Here is a 13,381-nt window from a genome sequence, read left to right as displayed (position 1 = left end):
GTCTTCGTCGCATGGGAGTTCCGCTTGAGCAATCCGCCCACCGCCAATGGCAATCCTCCGCTGGTCAAAGGCATGAACCGGCGCAGCCAGATCCTGCGCCTGCTGATGCGCTATCGCCATTCAGGGGTGTTCTCGGGCATGAACCTGGATGCCGCAGGCAATCCAGCCGACGTTCCCGCGGACGGCAACCCGGAACAGTTCGTCAGCGATCTGGAAGCGCTGGGCCCGACCTTCGTCAAGCTGGGCCAGATGCTGTCCACGCGCCCGGACATGGTGCCGGTAGAGTTCGCCACGGCGCTGGAGCGCATGCAGGAAAAGGTAGCGCCGATTCCCGTCGAGCGCATCCACGCCATCATCGAGCAGGAGCTGGGCGTAGGGGTGAACAAGCTGTTTGCCGCGTTCGACCCCGAGCCGCTGGGCTGCGCATCGATCGCGCAGGTGCATCGGGCCGTGCTGCACGACGGACGCCAGGTGGCGGTGAAGGTGCAGAAGCCTGAAGTGGCCGCACAACTTCGCTCGGACCTGGAGGCGCTGCGCAGCTTCGCGCTGGCCGCCGACCACCTGACCCAGGTGGGCCGCCGCGTGCGTCTGCGCGACTGGCTCAACGAATTCGCCAAGACCCTGATGCAGGAGCTGGACTACCACGCCGAGGCCGAGAACCTGGCCCGTTTCGGCCGGCACCTGAAGCCGTTCCGCCGCCTGTGGATACCGCAGCCGCTGTGGGACTACAGCAGCCAGCGCGTGCTGACCATGGAACTGGCCACCGGCGTGCGCGTGGATGCGATTCCCGATGTGCGCCGCACCGAACAATCGATGGACCCGCTGGCGGCGGCGCTGATCCGCGGCTACCTGGACCAGATCTTCGTGCACGGCGAGATCCACGCCGACCCGCACCCCGGCAACCTGCGGGTGATGCCCGATGGACGGCTGGCGATCTTCGACCTGGGCATGGTCGCGCACATGCCGCCGCGCCTGCGCGAGCGCCTGCTGAAGATCCTGTTCGCCGCGGTCGATGGGCGTGGCGAGGAAGTGGCTGACGACCTGATCAGCATCAGCACGCGGCTGGAGGCGTTCGACGAGGAACGTTATCTGCGCGAGACCGGCCAGTTGATCGCGCGTTACGCCGCCAGCGGCACGTTCTCCGAAGGCCGCGTGGTGTTGGACATGGTGCGCATCGCCACCGCCTGCGGGCTGCGCACGCCGCCGGAACTGAGCCTGCTGGGCAAGGCACTGCTCAACCTGGAAACCGTATGCCGCTTGCTGGCACCCGAACTGGATACCCGCCGCATCGTCGAGCGCCAGCTGCAGCATGTGATGCGTGCGCGCCTGAAAAAATCACTGTCCGCAGCCAACGTCGCCAGCGAGGCGATGGAGCTGCAGCAGCTGCTGCGTGATGGGCCGCGCAAGCTGTCGGACATCATGGCGCTGCTGGCCGAGAACCGCCTGCAGATGAAGGTGACGGGCCTGGAAGAATCGCGGCTGATGGAGAACCTGCAGAAGATCGCCAACCGCGTGGCGGCCGGCATCATCAGCGCGGCATTGATCATGGCCGCCGCGATGATGATGAAGATCGACACCGGCTGGCACCTGTTCGGCTATCCGCTCATCGCCCTGATTCTGTTGTTCATCGGCGTGGTGCTCGGCCTTGGCATCGTAACCAGTGCATTGCTGTTCGACCGTCGTGCGCGGGCACGCGAAGAACGCGGGCATCGCTAGCGAATCTGGGAAAAAACACGCATTCATGCGGTTTTTAATGTAATCCAACGAAGCCTTTCACGCTCGTTTTACCTTCTGAGCGCGATTGCGCGCGCGTCATTTCAACAAACATTTCAGTCAGGTTCGTGCATGCACTATCGGGTCATCGGCCTGTCACATGCATGTGCTTGCGGCAGCGCCGGTCGGATGGACACGCGTCGGTACGACGTCCATCACCACCACCCCGTCACTGCCGAAGCTGCCTATGCTCTGGATACTGCTGCTGTCGTTGTTGCTGCTGTGCTGGTTGTTCCTCGCGTCCGAGAAATGGGTGTGGTGGAAGGCCAGTGCGTTCTCGCTGCTGCTGCTCATGCTCAGCGCATGGTGGCTGATCGACAAGCTGTCCGGTGATGGGCTCAACGCTGCCACCCTTTATCACCTCGGCGCCGACATGGAAGGCGCCGGTGTCTCCGACTTCAAGGGCTACATCGCCGGCTTCATCGTGCTGGCGCTGGTCTCGCTGCTGCCGCTGTTCGCCACGCGGGTGAAGCGCTGGCGCCGGCCCGGCCACGGTGGCGCGCTGTTCGCGGGCTTCGCGGCCGTGTGGGTGGCCACGATCATGATCAGCCCGCTGGCCCGCGACGGCCAACGCCTGTACCAGCAGCTGCGCCCGGTCGACTTCTCCCGCATCGCCCCCGAGTATCAAGTGCCGACGCAGCCCTTGCAGCGCCCACGCAACATCGTCTGGATCTACGGCGAGAGCCTGGAGCGCACCTACCTGGACGAGAACGTGTTCCCGGGCCTGATGCCCAATCTCAACCGCCTGGCCACGAAGTCGCTGGACGTGCGCGGCCTTGCCTCGGCCGAAGGCAGCGGCTGGACCATCGCCGGTCTGGTGTCGTCGATGTGCGGCGTGCCGCTGACCACCTCGCAGGGCGATGAAAACAGCATGGACCGGATGGGTAGCTTCCTGCCCAAGGCAGTGTGCCTGGGCGACTACCTGAAGCAGCAGGGCTATACCAACCATTACCTGGGCGGAGCCAACGGCCAGTTCGCCGGCAAGGGCCAGTTCCTGGCCAGCCACGGTTTTGACGAAGTGCATGACCTCGCCTGGTTCAAGCAACAGAAAAAGATCGGTCGCATCCACTACTCGGCCTGGGGCGTGCACGACGACGTGCTGCTGGATACCGCCTACCAGCGCTTCGAACAGCTCTCGCGCGCCGGCTCGCCGTTCATGCTCACCACGCTCACCATGGACACCCACCACCCGGCGGGCCATCTGCCGGTGTCGTGCAAGGGCGAGCGCTACCAGAGCCAGTACGGCAACATCAACATGCTCAACGCGCTCAAATGCAGTGACCGGCTGATCTCGCAGCTGGTCGAACGCATCCAGGCCAGCCCGTACGGCAAGGACACACTGATCGTGATCGCCTCCGACCACCTGGCGATGCCCAACGATCTGACCCACATCCTGACCCGGCAGAAGCGCGAGAACCTGCTGCTGTTCCTGGGCGATGGCGTTGCGCCGCAGCAGCTCAGCGCCGACGCCGGCACCACGCTGGATTCGGGTGCGACTCTGCTCAGCCTGCTGGACCCGAACCTGAAGACGATGGGCTTCGGCCGTTCACTGATCGACCCGCAACGCGCGCCCAGCGCCAGTGTGGCCGCCCAGCGTGATGGCGGCCGAGATTACCCGCAGTACCTCGCCTTCGCCCGCTCGCTGTGGCTGGGTGAGCCGACCCGCGAACTGAGGATCGACGGCGATGACCAGGTGGTGGTGGGCCTGCAGCACGTGCAGCCGCCGGTGCTGCTAGAGTACGACAAGGACTGGGGCCTGAAGTCCGTGTATCTGGAGAACACCTCGCGCCAGTTTGATGATGCCGACCCGGACAACACCCTGGCCTATGTCGATCGCTGCACCGCGTTCGAGGACGGCTCGGCCGACGGCGACTGGTGTGCGCTGCTGGTCAACCGCGACAACGGCATCAAGCTGTACCGCGACAACGATCTGCGCGGTGGCATCGCGGTGGATGCACCGCTGGATGCGCTCCAGGGCCCGCGCCCGAGCGTGCGCCAGGCACACATGATCACCCAGAAGGGCCGCCGCACCCGTGCCGGCCAGTACATGCTGCAGCTGGTGGCGAGCACGCGCCCGGATCGCGGCTTCTGGATCGAAGCAGTGTCGTCGCAGCGCAAGGTGGTGCTGGCCCAGCAGTGGGTGCAGCCCGATGCCGACGGCAAGATCAACGTGACGTTCGGGCTGGACCACGAAGTGGATGATCTGGAGATCCGCGCGTGGTTGAACCATGCCGAGAAGCTGGCGGTGGATACGTTCGCACTGGTGCCGTCGCGCAGCCGACCGCGAGGATAGGGTTCTTTGCAGGGCTGCGCCCTGCACCCGCCGAAGCAACGGCCGAAGCAAGAGCAACAGCAACGGCAACAGCGGGCATTCCGTGGTTTGGCGGTGTGGGTCCGGTTGCGGGGGGCGCTGCAAGTACGTCCATGTAAGCTCGGTCGCCGCATCCATGCGGCTCACGCCCCCGCAACCGGCCCCACACCGCCTTCGACAGTTTGCTGCGGTCTGTTGGACATGCCGATGGGATCAGATCCGTTTTCCGGAGAAAAACGGATCTGATCCCAGATTGATTTCGATATCTGACAGAAATGTCGACCAAGGTCGACACCTACCGACAGCCGCAGGAATCTGTCAGAGGTGGGGCGATGTCGGAGTGCGGGGTGTCAGCCGCATGGATGCGGCTGCCAAGCCTCCATGGACGGATTCACGGCGTCCCCGCACTCCGACATCGCCCCACCATCCCACGGAATGCACGCTGTTGCTGTTGCTTCTGCTCGTAGCGGGTGCAGGGCGCAGCCCTGCAGAACACCCCCTACTCCTGCGGATCGCGGGTGATGTGGATGTCGGTCGGGGTCGACAGCGGGATGTTCCGCTCCGCCAGGATCTGCAGCAGGCTGAAGTACAGATCGCTGCGGGTTGCATACACCTGCCGCGGGCTGGCCACGTAGGCAAAGCTGTTGATGGTGATCTGGCCACCGGCAATGCTGTCGATGTAAACCGTCGGTGCCGGCTGCTGCAACACGTTGGTGTGCGCGGTATACGCATCCAGCAGCGCCTGCCGCAGGTTGCCGACATCAGTGCTGGGCGGCACCGCGAACTGGATCTGGATGCGGCCCTGGTTGTTGCCCATCGTCATGTTGCGCACGGTCTTGGTGACCAGCTCGGAGTTGGGCACGATCAGCGTCGACTTGTCGCCCACCTGGATCTCGGTCGATCGCAGGCTGATGCGGCGGATGTCGCCCTCCTGGTCACCCAGCTTCACCCAGTCGCCGATCTTCACCGGCCGCTCGGCCAGCAGGATCAGGCCGGAGACGAAGTTCTGGGTGATCACCTGCAGGCCGAAACCGATACCCACCGACAGCGCGCTGACCAGCAATGCCAGCTTGCTCAGCTGCAGGCCCATCGCCGACAGCGCCCAGATCACCGCGATGATGATGCCCACATAGCGGGCAACGGTACTCACCGAATTGCGCGCGCCCAGGTCCAGCTCGGTCTTGGGCAGGTAGGTGTCGGTCAGCCAGCGCTGTACCAGCTGGGTAACGGCCAGGCCAGCCAGCAGCACCAGCACCGCCAGCACGATGCGCACCGGCTCCAGCTTGGTTCCGCCAATGTCGAATCCAGAGGTGAACAGCGAGGAGAAGCGCTCCACCACCGCGCCGATGTTGCCGAACGGTGCCACCAGCGCCAGCAGCGCGATCAGTACGACGATGGTGCGCAACGCCGCCGACAGCAGCACGCCCGCCTGTTCCAGCCGCGACACGCTCAGGCCGGTGCTGAGCAGGATGGTCTGGCCCACCTTGCTGTCGGCATTGAGCGCCCACGTGCTCAGGTCATCGACGAACTTGAACAGCAGGGTCGCGGCCAGCACCACGATGCTGCCGCCGATCAGCTGCTGGTTCACGAACTTGGCGAAATTCAGGTAGCCCATCAACGTCGCGGCGATGGCGGCCACCACCGCGACGTTGCCCGCTACGCGTGCCAGTACCAGCCAGCTGCTGCGACGCACCGGCGTTGCCGCACCCACGCCATCGGCCTGTGCCTCCAGCTTGGCCTCGGCTTCGGCGGTCTGCCGCCGATGCAGGCGCGCCAGGGTCACCAGCATGGCCATGATCAGGCCGAGGTAGGTCAGGGCAATCAGGCCGTCCAACGCCACCGTGGTGACGTCGCTGGTGCGCGTAGCCTGGTCGAGGGCCACCAGCACCGTGCTCAGCCAAGCCAGCGCCGCCGCGCCCCAGGCGTATTTGCGCAGCTTCAGCGCGGCGGTGTCGTCCAGGTTCAACAGCCGCCATGACGAGCGCTTGGGCACCAGCAGGCAGGCGCTGAGCGCGGCAATGAAGGCGGCGCGGAACGTGGCCGTCTCCAAGCCGTCGGCCACCGCCTGCAGGCGCGGCGCGATGGCATCGATGGCATCCAGCGCCGCCATCAGTACCACCGCGGCATAACCGGGCAGCAGCGTGCCCACCAGCAGCAGCCACATCGCCAGTCCGGACCGGCGCAGGCGACCGTCCGGCGCGCGCTCGGACGCGGCGAACTGCCGCCCCAGCCTACGCAGCCACAACCGCAGCGGGAACATCATCACCAGCGCGGCCAGCAGGCCCAGCAACGGCGTACCCCAGCCATTGGTGCGGATGCCGGCGACCAGCGCGTCACGCCCCTGCTCGGCCAACGGCGCAACGCGCGCGATATCGATCGGCAGGCGCTCGGCCACCTTGCTCCACAACGCAGGCGACAGCGGCGAGGCGACCTTCTGGCCCAGTTCTTCCGTACGTTGTGCGGTGCGCTGCTGCTCGATGTCCGCCGCCAGCTGCTGTGCACGCACGGCACTGGCCTTGGCCTGCGCCACCGATGCGGCCAGCCCATCGCGCTGCTTGTTGAGGGTGCGCCGCTGCGCCGCCAGTTCGGTCGGCTCGGTGGCGCCCTCGGCAGGCGTGCCCAACTGCGCCAGCTGTTCGTCGAGGCGGTCCAGCTGCGGCTGCAGCGACTTCTCCAGCGCCTCGGCGTCACGCCGGGCCTTCGAAGCATCCTCGGACAGCATGGCCAATGTTTCGATGGCCGCGGCATCACCACGCTTGCGGTCGACTTCCTTCAGCTTCGCATCGATATCCGCCAACTGCTGCTTCGGCGTGGGGTCCTCATCCTGTGCCAGCACCGGTGCGGACAGCAGGAAGGCAGTGCACAGCAGCAGGGCCAGCCAGGGCCCCCGTGCACGGATCGATCGCAGGAAAGAAGACACGCCAGACATACCAGTTCGCGCGGACCACCGCGCCTGCGCGCGACTATACGGCACAGGCGGTCAACAGCGGATGGGCGGCCCCGTCAGCGTCGCGCGTCAGTACTTCAGGCGCAACTCTTCCACCGTCGGCTGTTGCAGGGCATACCAGTCCTGGAACTCTTCCTCGGTAATCTCATCGGGCGCGTACACCGCCACCGGGTGCCAGTCGTGGTCGGTGGGCAGCGGCTGGCGCGGGCCGGCGCGCAGGCTGTAGCTGACGCCCTCGTAGTCGACCAGGTCATCGACCTGCGGCCACTGCTCGCGTGCGAACGCGGATTCACTCTTCAACAGGATCACCTGGTACATCGGCACCTCCACCTCGGTTGGATCAGGAAAACACGGCGCTGGCGGCAGCATACCGCCACGCCGGTGACAACGGACACGCCGCAGCGGCGACGGAACGTTCTGGACACGGCCATCGCCCCGGCTTCACCCGCCCATGGCAAGGCCATCGGCATCGTGGAGGCCCACCCCTGCCACGACCGCCGATGACCGACCACCCGCCGCTGAAGACCGTCGCCGACCTCAAGCTGCCCCGCTACCTGGGCACCTGGTACGAAATCGCACGCCTGCCGATGCGCCACGAGCCGGAAGGCTGCACCGATGTGTCGGCGCACTACACCCTGCTCGACAACGGCAACGTCGGCGTCACCAACCGCTGCCGCATGGACGGCGAGATCGAAGAGGCAACCGGCGAGGCCTGCGCCGTCGACAACGACAGCGCGCGCCTGGAAGTCAGCTTCCTGCCCAAGGGCCTGCGCTGGCTGCCGTTTGCCAAGGGCGACTACTGGGTGATCCAGATCGCCCCGGACTACAGCGTTTCGCTGGTGGGCAGCCCGGATCGCAAGTACCTGTGGCTGCTGGCACGCGAGCCGCAGCTGGACGCCACCGTGCAGGAACATTATCTGGCCGCAGCGCGCCTGCAGGGCTTCGATCTGTCCGAACTGATCCAGACCCCGCATACCGGCCACCCGACCGCCTGAGCAGCACACTTCATGGACCTGAAAAGTGGCTACCCGTGGTGGGCCATACGCAACGGACTGATCCAGGCGTTCCCGCCGCTGGAAAAGGACCTGCGCTGCGACGTGCTGGTGGTCGGTGGCGGCATCACCGGTTCACTCATCGCCGACGAGCTGTCCCGGCATGGCCATGACGTGGCCTTGATCGAGCAGCGCGACATCGGCTGGGGCAGCACGGCCGCGAGCACCGCGCTGCTGCAGTACGAGATCGACACCCACCTGCTGGAGCTGGCCCAGCGCTATGGCAACGATGCGGCCGCCCTGGCCTACCGTGCCTGTGCCGATGCGATCCCGGCATTGGGCGAAGTGGCACGTGGGCTGAAGGACGTGGATTTCCAGCAGATGGACAGCCTGTATCTGGCCAGCCGGCGGCGCGACGTGCCGCGCTTGATGGCCGAAGGTGCTGCGCGCCGCGGCATTGGACTGGACGCCCGCTGGCTGGACCGCGAAGCCCTTCGCGAACGCTTCGACGTGGACGCCGGCGGCGCCCTGCTGACCCGCCAGGCGGCCCGGGTTGACCCCTACTGCCTTACCTACGGCCTGCTCAAACGGGTGCGCCGGCGCGGTGGCCATGTGCACGACCGCACGGTGCTGCACACGCTCAAGCCCGGCGCGCAGGGCGTAACCGCAATGACCGAGGCCGGCGCCACGGTCCGCGCCCGCCATGTGGTCCTGGCGATGGGCTACGCCAGCCAGCGCTGGCTCGAGCAGCGGGTCGCACGCAACCGCAGCAGCTATGCCTTCATCACTGATCCCATCGATGCGGGCGCGCTCGGCCGGCTGCGCAACACCATGGTGTGGGAGAGCGCACGCCCGTACCTGTACCTGCGCGCCACCGGCGACCGCCGCCTGCTGGTGGGCGGGCAAGATGACGCCATCGACATTCCGGCTCGCCGCGACCGGCGCGTGCAGCACAAGGCCGACAAGCTGATGGATCAGCTGCTGCACTGGTTCCCGCGTCTGGCTCCGGTACCAGCGTTCTCCTGGGCCGGCACCTTCGCTGAAACCGCCGACGGCCTGCCGTTCTTTGGCCCGCACGACCAGTGGGGGCCGCGGGTGCATTTCGCCATGGCCTACGGCGGCAACGGCATCACCTATTCGATGATCGGCGCGCAGCTGCTGCGGGCCCGGATCGAGCGGCGCAGGCATGCGCTGGAGGGATTGTTCGGATTCGGGCGGTTGTGACCTGCGGCCAGGCACGGCCTGGCTCTACCCCAATCCGGTGCCGACAGGCATCATTCAAGCAACCCCTGCTAGCGTCGGCCTGTACCGCCGCGTGTTGCGTGGCCACCTGTCCGCTGGAGCGCCGTCATGATCCGCCCCCTGACCCTGCTGCTGTGCCTGGCCCTGCCGGGAACCGTGCTGGCCCAGTCCGCCGCTGGCGCCACTGCGCCGCAGGCCGCTGGCCTGGACCTGACCCTGCCGCAGGCGCCAATGCGCTACCTCAACGACCCGGCCCTGCAGCAGGACCCGCCGGGCACGTACTACGGTGACAAGAGCGGCCCGCGCGTGCACGACGACGCGAAGATCGCCGACGTCACCGACGACAAGGTCAAGGTATCCGGCAGCTTCACCACCGGCATCGGCTATTCCAAGAACGGTGGCAACAGCCACTACAACGCCGCCACGCTGAACCTGAGCAAGAACTACACCACCGATGAGGGCAAGACCCACGGGGTCAACGTCAACATCCACGTGAGCGAAGGCAAGGGACCGGGGTTCTTCGGTCCGTATGGCGGCTACTACGGCCGCGGCCCGGGTTACTGGGATTACCCGCCGCCGTTTGGCTGGTAAGCCAGCTCCTGTAGAGCCGAGCCCATGCTCGGCTACGGTTGGCCGCAAAGCCGAGCATGGCTCGGCTCTACATGGGCAAACGTCAATCCAGCCAGCCATCGCGCTCGCTGTGCAGGATGCGGCCGTCATAACCGCTCAGGCGCACGTCCACCTTCTGGTTGCGTGCATTGCGGGCCTCCATCGACCAGGTCGCACCATCGCGTTCCAGCGAATGGATCTCGCGCAGGCCATGCGCCTGTGCCCGTGCCAGCACCTGCTCGGTGGTCAGCAGCGCGCGGCCGCTGTGCTCGTCGAAGATCTCGCCGGTCTTCGGGTCCACATAGACCTCGCTGAAGCGGCCATCAGCGCGGCTCACGTCGGCCTCCCACAGGCCGTCATCGCGCTCGATCTCGTGGATCTGGGTGTAGCCGGCCTTGCGCAGGGTCTGTTCAACCTGGGCCATGCCCAGCGGCGCGGCCTGTACGGCCGGCGCGACGGCCAGCAGGGCAACAGTGGCGAGGGTGAGTGACTTCAACATGGGGGTTCTCCTGTTCGAGTTCGTGGCCGGACCATCCCGGCAACGCCACGATGCACCCCGTGGTTAACAGCGCCTTAGCCGGCACTGTTAGCCAGCTGTTAGTCACTCCCTCCACACTCGCGCCTGTTCCTAAGCCCTGCGCCCCGATGCTCTCCACCCTGCCCCTGCTGCTGGCCCTGGCCAACGCCCCGACCGCCGCCGCGCCCGCACAGGACCCGGCGCAGCAGGTCGCGCGCCGCGCCGTGCAGCAGGGCCGTTACGTGCCGCTGGAAAGCGTGGTGCGCGATGCGCTCAAGCGCTACCCGGGCCAGCTGCTGGAAGTGGAGCTGGATGACGGCGTCTACGAAGTGGAGATCCTGCGCGGCGACGGCGTGGTGGTGGAGCTGGACTATGATGCGCGCAGCGGAAAGCTGCTGAAGACGGAGCTCGACGACTGATGCGCATCCTGTTGGCCGAAGACGATGCCGCACTGGCACAGCGCTTGGTGCCCCTGCTGGAACAGGCCGGCTATGTGGTGGAGTTGGTTGCCGATGGTCGCCAGGCCGAGGAGATCGGCCAGATCGAAGACCTGCAGGCCGCCATCGTCGACCTCGGCCTGCCCGGGCTGGACGGACTGAGCGTGATCGAGCGCTGGCGCGGCAATGGCCGCAGCTTTCCGGTGCTGGTACTGACAGCGCGCGGGCGCTGGCACGACAAACTGGCCGGCTTCGACGCCGGTGCCGACGATTACCTCACCAAGCCATTCCAGGCCGACGAACTGGTGCTGCGCCTGCGCGCCCTGATCCGCCGCAGCCATGGCCACGCCAGCCCGCGCCTGCACTGCGGCCCGCTGCAGCTGGACGTCAATGCCGGCCGCTTTGAACTGGATGGGCAGGCGCTACCCCTCAGCCCGCAGGAGTTCCGCCTGCTCAGCTATTTCATCCACCACAGTGGGCAGGTGATCGGCCGCGACCGCCTGGGCGAACAGGTGTTCGACGGCGGCCATGACCCGGACTCCAACGCACTGGACGTGCTGCTCGGACGGGTCCGCCGCAAGCTCGGCATCGACCTGATCCAGACCGTGCGCGGCCAGGGCTGGCGGCTGGCTGCGCCATGAACCGGCAACCGTCGCTACGACGGCGCCTGCTGCTGGCCGGCGGCGTCGGCCTGCTGCTGGTCTCGCTGCTGGCCAGCGCGCTGCTGGGCGAGCTGTTCAAGCGCAGCGCGCGCGACCGCCTCGACCACGAACTGCAGCAGGACATGCTGACCCTGCTGGCACAGGCCGAAGTGGATGCGGACGGGCAGCTGCGCCTGCGTCAGGAACCCAATGACGCACGCTTCCAGCGCGTGTTCTCCGGTGCCTACTGGCAGATCGCCGGTGCCGATGGCCGCGTGCTGCTGCAGTCACGCTCGCTGTGGGATGAAAGCCTACCGACGCCGGCTGCCGGCCCGGCCACGCGCAACCTGCACGGACCGTTGCAGCAGTCCCTGCGCACACGCGTGCAGCAGGTGCGACTGCCACGCGCCAGCGAACCGTTCGTAGCCGTGGTCGCCACCGATCGCAGCGCGCTGGATGCCGATGTCGCCGCGTTCCGCAAGCGCAGCGCCATCGCCCTGGGCGTACTGGTTGCGGCGTGGCTGGCGGTGCTGGCAAGCCAGGTGCACTTCGGCTTGCGCCCGCTGCATCGCCTCGGTGCGCAGCTGGAACGGGTGAGTCGCGGCGATGCGCAGCGCATCGACACGCAGGGGCTGGGCGCGGAAGTCGCACCACTGGGTGAAGAACTCAACGCGTTGCTGGACCACCAGCAACGCATGGTCGCGCGTGCGCGCACCAGTGCACAGGATCTGGCGCATGCGCTGAAGACCCCACTGAGCGTATTGGCCACCGAAGCTGACAGCGACGGCACACACTGGCGTGCCACCGTGTGCGAACAGAGCGCACGCATGCAGGCCAGCATCGACCGTTACCTGGCCGCCGGGCTGGCCGCCGACCATCGCCAGCGCACCGACGTGGCCGCTGTCGCGCAGGCGCTGTGCCGGCTGATGGCACGCGTGCATGGCGAACGTGGCATCACGTTCACGGCGGCAGGCATCGATCCGGCACTGCAGTTCGCCGGCGCCAGTGCGGATCTGGAGGAGATGCTGGGCAACCTGCTGGACAACGCCGGGCGCTGGGCGCGACAGCAGGTAGACATCACCGCAGACATCAGCGACGGACAGCTACGCATCGAAGTACGCGACGACGGCCCGGGCTTGGCCGCAGAGTCACTGTCACAGGTCACCCAGCGCGGTGTGCGGCTGGATGAGCGCGAGGGCAGCAGCGGGCTGGGCCTGGCAATCGTGGGCGATATCGCCGCCAGTTATGGCGGGCGCGTGGCGCTGGAGAATGTACAGCCGGGCCTGCGCGCGACGTTGTGGTTGCCGGTGGGGTGACGCGACCAACCCAACAGTGGGTAGTGCCGGCCGCTGGCCGGCATCCACGTGATCACCGGGAACACCCGGCGGAAGCCGGCCAGCGGCCGGCTCTACCAAGCGCCAATCCGACCGGTCGCCGTGCACCCGGTAGGTGTCGACCTTGGCCAACCCAACGGTGGGTAGTGCCGGCCGCTGGCCGGCAACCACGTGGTCGCCGGGAACGCCTTGGGGAAGCCGGCCAGCGGCCGGCTCTACCAAGCGCCAATCCGACCGGTCGCCGTACACCAAGCATCAACGGTGATGCATCCACCAGCAATCAATCGCGTCCAGCACGATGTGGATGATCAGACCGATACCGAACAACCGCGTTTTCTTCGGCACGCACAGCCCGGCATAGACCGCGATGGCCGGTGCGGTGTGCAGCGGGTGGAACCCGATGCTGCAGCGGTTTGGTGCATAGATCGGGTCGGCCAGCAGATGGTCCAGGTCGATGATCCAGCCCAGCAGCATCAGCAGCCACGCCGAGGCAAAGCGCTTGCGCCAGAACAGCCATGCCAGCAGAGCTGGCACGGCGGCATGCAGGAACAGGTGGAAGGTCGCGCGGGCGCTCATCG

Annotated in this window: 11 protein-coding genes and 1 pseudogene; 8 read left to right on the top strand and 4 right to left on the bottom strand. The window is 66.8% G+C overall.

What is annotated here, in order from left to right:
- Nucleotides 1-69 precede the first annotated feature (69 nt).
- Nucleotides 70-1,716: pseudogene (locus VG543_RS07495) on the top strand (ABC1 kinase family protein); the annotation flags it as partial.
- A gap of 244 nt (nucleotides 1,717-1,960) precedes the next feature.
- The gene (locus tag VG543_RS07490) at nucleotides 1,961-4,066 is read left to right on the top strand and encodes a phosphoglycerol transferase I (RefSeq protein WP_423178238.1); all 2,106 of its coding nucleotides are present in this window, start codon (nucleotides 1,961-1,963) and stop codon (nucleotides 4,064-4,066) included.
- A 517-nt stretch (nucleotides 4,067-4,583) separates the two neighbouring features.
- Here VG543_RS07490 and VG543_RS07485 read toward each other — a convergent pair.
- Together VG543_RS07485 and VG543_RS07480 are read right to left on the bottom strand one after the other, a co-directional pair.
- Nucleotides 4,584-7,013, bottom strand: a complete 2,430-nt coding sequence (locus VG543_RS07485) for a DUF3772 domain-containing protein (RefSeq protein ID WP_423178240.1) — start codon at nucleotides 7,011-7,013, stop codon at nucleotides 4,584-4,586.
- 87 nt (nucleotides 7,014-7,100) lie between these two features.
- Nucleotides 7,101-7,349: a hypothetical protein gene (locus VG543_RS07480; protein ID WP_006474562.1), complete on the bottom strand. Its 249-nt coding sequence runs from the start codon at nucleotides 7,347-7,349 to the stop codon at nucleotides 7,101-7,103.
- A gap of 182 nt (nucleotides 7,350-7,531) precedes the next feature.
- Between VG543_RS07480 and VG543_RS07475 the strand changes: the two genes are divergently transcribed.
- The 3 genes from VG543_RS07475 (at nucleotide 7,532) to VG543_RS07465 (ending at nucleotide 9,856) form a co-directional block, all read left to right on the top strand.
- On the top strand, nucleotides 7,532-8,026 hold the full coding sequence (locus VG543_RS07475; protein WP_021201924.1) for a lipocalin family protein: 495 nt from the start codon (nucleotides 7,532-7,534) through the stop codon (nucleotides 8,024-8,026).
- Between the two features lie 12 nt (nucleotides 8,027-8,038).
- Nucleotides 8,039-9,247: an NAD(P)/FAD-dependent oxidoreductase gene (locus tag VG543_RS07470; RefSeq protein WP_423178242.1), complete on the top strand. Its 1,209-nt coding sequence runs from the start codon at nucleotides 8,039-8,041 to the stop codon at nucleotides 9,245-9,247.
- Nucleotides 9,248-9,373: 126 nt separating this feature from the next.
- Nucleotides 9,374-9,856 carry a hypothetical protein gene (locus VG543_RS07465; protein ID WP_005411364.1) on the top strand — a complete coding sequence of 161 codons (483 nt, stop codon included), beginning with the start codon at nucleotides 9,374-9,376 and terminating at the stop codon, nucleotides 9,854-9,856.
- A gap of 82 nt (nucleotides 9,857-9,938) precedes the next feature.
- On the opposite strand, the gene VG543_RS07460 is transcribed toward VG543_RS07465, so the two are convergent.
- Nucleotides 9,939-10,373: a PepSY domain-containing protein gene (locus VG543_RS07460; RefSeq protein ID WP_423178243.1), complete on the bottom strand. Its 435-nt coding sequence runs from the start codon at nucleotides 10,371-10,373 to the stop codon at nucleotides 9,939-9,941.
- A 146-nt stretch (nucleotides 10,374-10,519) separates the two neighbouring features.
- Here VG543_RS07460 and VG543_RS07455 point away from each other — a divergent pair, with 146 nt between their 5' ends.
- Genes VG543_RS07455 through VG543_RS07445 form a run of 3 tightly spaced genes read left to right on the top strand, consistent with a single transcriptional unit; the run spans nucleotide 10,520 to nucleotide 12,785 of the window.
- Nucleotides 10,520-10,810: a PepSY domain-containing protein gene (locus VG543_RS07455; RefSeq protein ID WP_423178245.1), complete on the top strand. Its 291-nt coding sequence runs from the start codon at nucleotides 10,520-10,522 to the stop codon at nucleotides 10,808-10,810.
- Nucleotides 10,810-11,469, top strand: a complete 660-nt coding sequence (locus VG543_RS07450; RefSeq protein WP_423178247.1) for a response regulator transcription factor — start codon at nucleotides 10,810-10,812, stop codon at nucleotides 11,467-11,469. The genes VG543_RS07455 and VG543_RS07450 overlap by 1 nt, the downstream gene beginning before the upstream one ends.
- Complete coding sequence (locus tag VG543_RS07445; RefSeq protein ID WP_423178248.1) at nucleotides 11,466-12,785, top strand: ATP-binding protein; 1,320 nt, start codon at nucleotides 11,466-11,468, stop codon at nucleotides 12,783-12,785. Before VG543_RS07450 ends, VG543_RS07445 begins: the two co-directional genes overlap by 4 nt.
- A 273-nt stretch (nucleotides 12,786-13,058) precedes the next feature.
- Here VG543_RS07445 and VG543_RS07440 read toward each other — a convergent pair whose 3' ends face one another.
- Complete coding sequence (locus VG543_RS07440; protein ID WP_021201930.1) at nucleotides 13,059-13,379, bottom strand: DUF6122 family protein; 321 nt, start codon at nucleotides 13,377-13,379, stop codon at nucleotides 13,059-13,061.
- Nucleotides 13,380-13,381: the final 2 nt, after the last annotated feature.

This window comes from Stenotrophomonas sp. CASM101, assembly GCF_049384845.1.
Classification (GTDB): Bacteria; Pseudomonadota; Gammaproteobacteria; order Xanthomonadales; family Xanthomonadaceae; genus Stenotrophomonas; species Stenotrophomonas hibiscicola.
The sequence above is the reverse complement of the archived record's forward strand: the minus strand, read 5'-3'. Positions and strand labels throughout refer to the sequence as shown.

What these genes read in the sequence shown, in the direction of transcription:
- VG543_RS07470 (WP_423178242.1), top strand. Translation starts at nt 8,039, where the DNA reads ATGGACCTGAAAAGTGGCTACCCGTGGTGGGCCATACGCAACGGACTG.
- VG543_RS07450 (WP_423178247.1), top strand. Translation starts at nt 10,810, where the DNA reads ATGCGCATCCTGTTGGCCGAAGACGATGCCGCACTGGCACAGCGCTTG.
- VG543_RS07445 (WP_423178248.1), top strand. Translation starts at nt 11,466, where the DNA reads ATGAACCGGCAACCGTCGCTACGACGGCGCCTGCTGCTGGCCGGCGGC.
- VG543_RS07465 (WP_005411364.1), top strand. Translation starts at nt 9,374, where the DNA reads ATGATCCGCCCCCTGACCCTGCTGCTGTGCCTGGCCCTGCCGGGAACC.
- VG543_RS07485 (WP_423178240.1), bottom strand. Translation starts at nt 7,013, where the DNA reads ATGTCTGGCGTGTCTTCTTTCCTGCGATCGATCCGTGCACGGGGGCCC.
- VG543_RS07480 (WP_006474562.1), bottom strand. Translation starts at nt 7,349, where the DNA reads ATGTACCAGGTGATCCTGTTGAAGAGTGAATCCGCGTTCGCACGCGAG.
- VG543_RS07455 (WP_423178245.1), top strand. Translation starts at nt 10,520, where the DNA reads ATGCTCTCCACCCTGCCCCTGCTGCTGGCCCTGGCCAACGCCCCGACC.
- VG543_RS07460 (WP_423178243.1), bottom strand. Translation starts at nt 10,373, where the DNA reads ATGTTGAAGTCACTCACCCTCGCCACTGTTGCCCTGCTGGCCGTCGCG.
- VG543_RS07440 (WP_021201930.1), bottom strand. Translation starts at nt 13,379, where the DNA reads ATGAGCGCCCGCGCGACCTTCCACCTGTTCCTGCATGCCGCCGTGCCA.
- VG543_RS07475 (WP_021201924.1), top strand. Translation starts at nt 7,532, where the DNA reads ATGACCGACCACCCGCCGCTGAAGACCGTCGCCGACCTCAAGCTGCCC.
- VG543_RS07490 (WP_423178238.1), top strand. Translation starts at nt 1,961, where the DNA reads ATGCTCTGGATACTGCTGCTGTCGTTGTTGCTGCTGTGCTGGTTGTTC.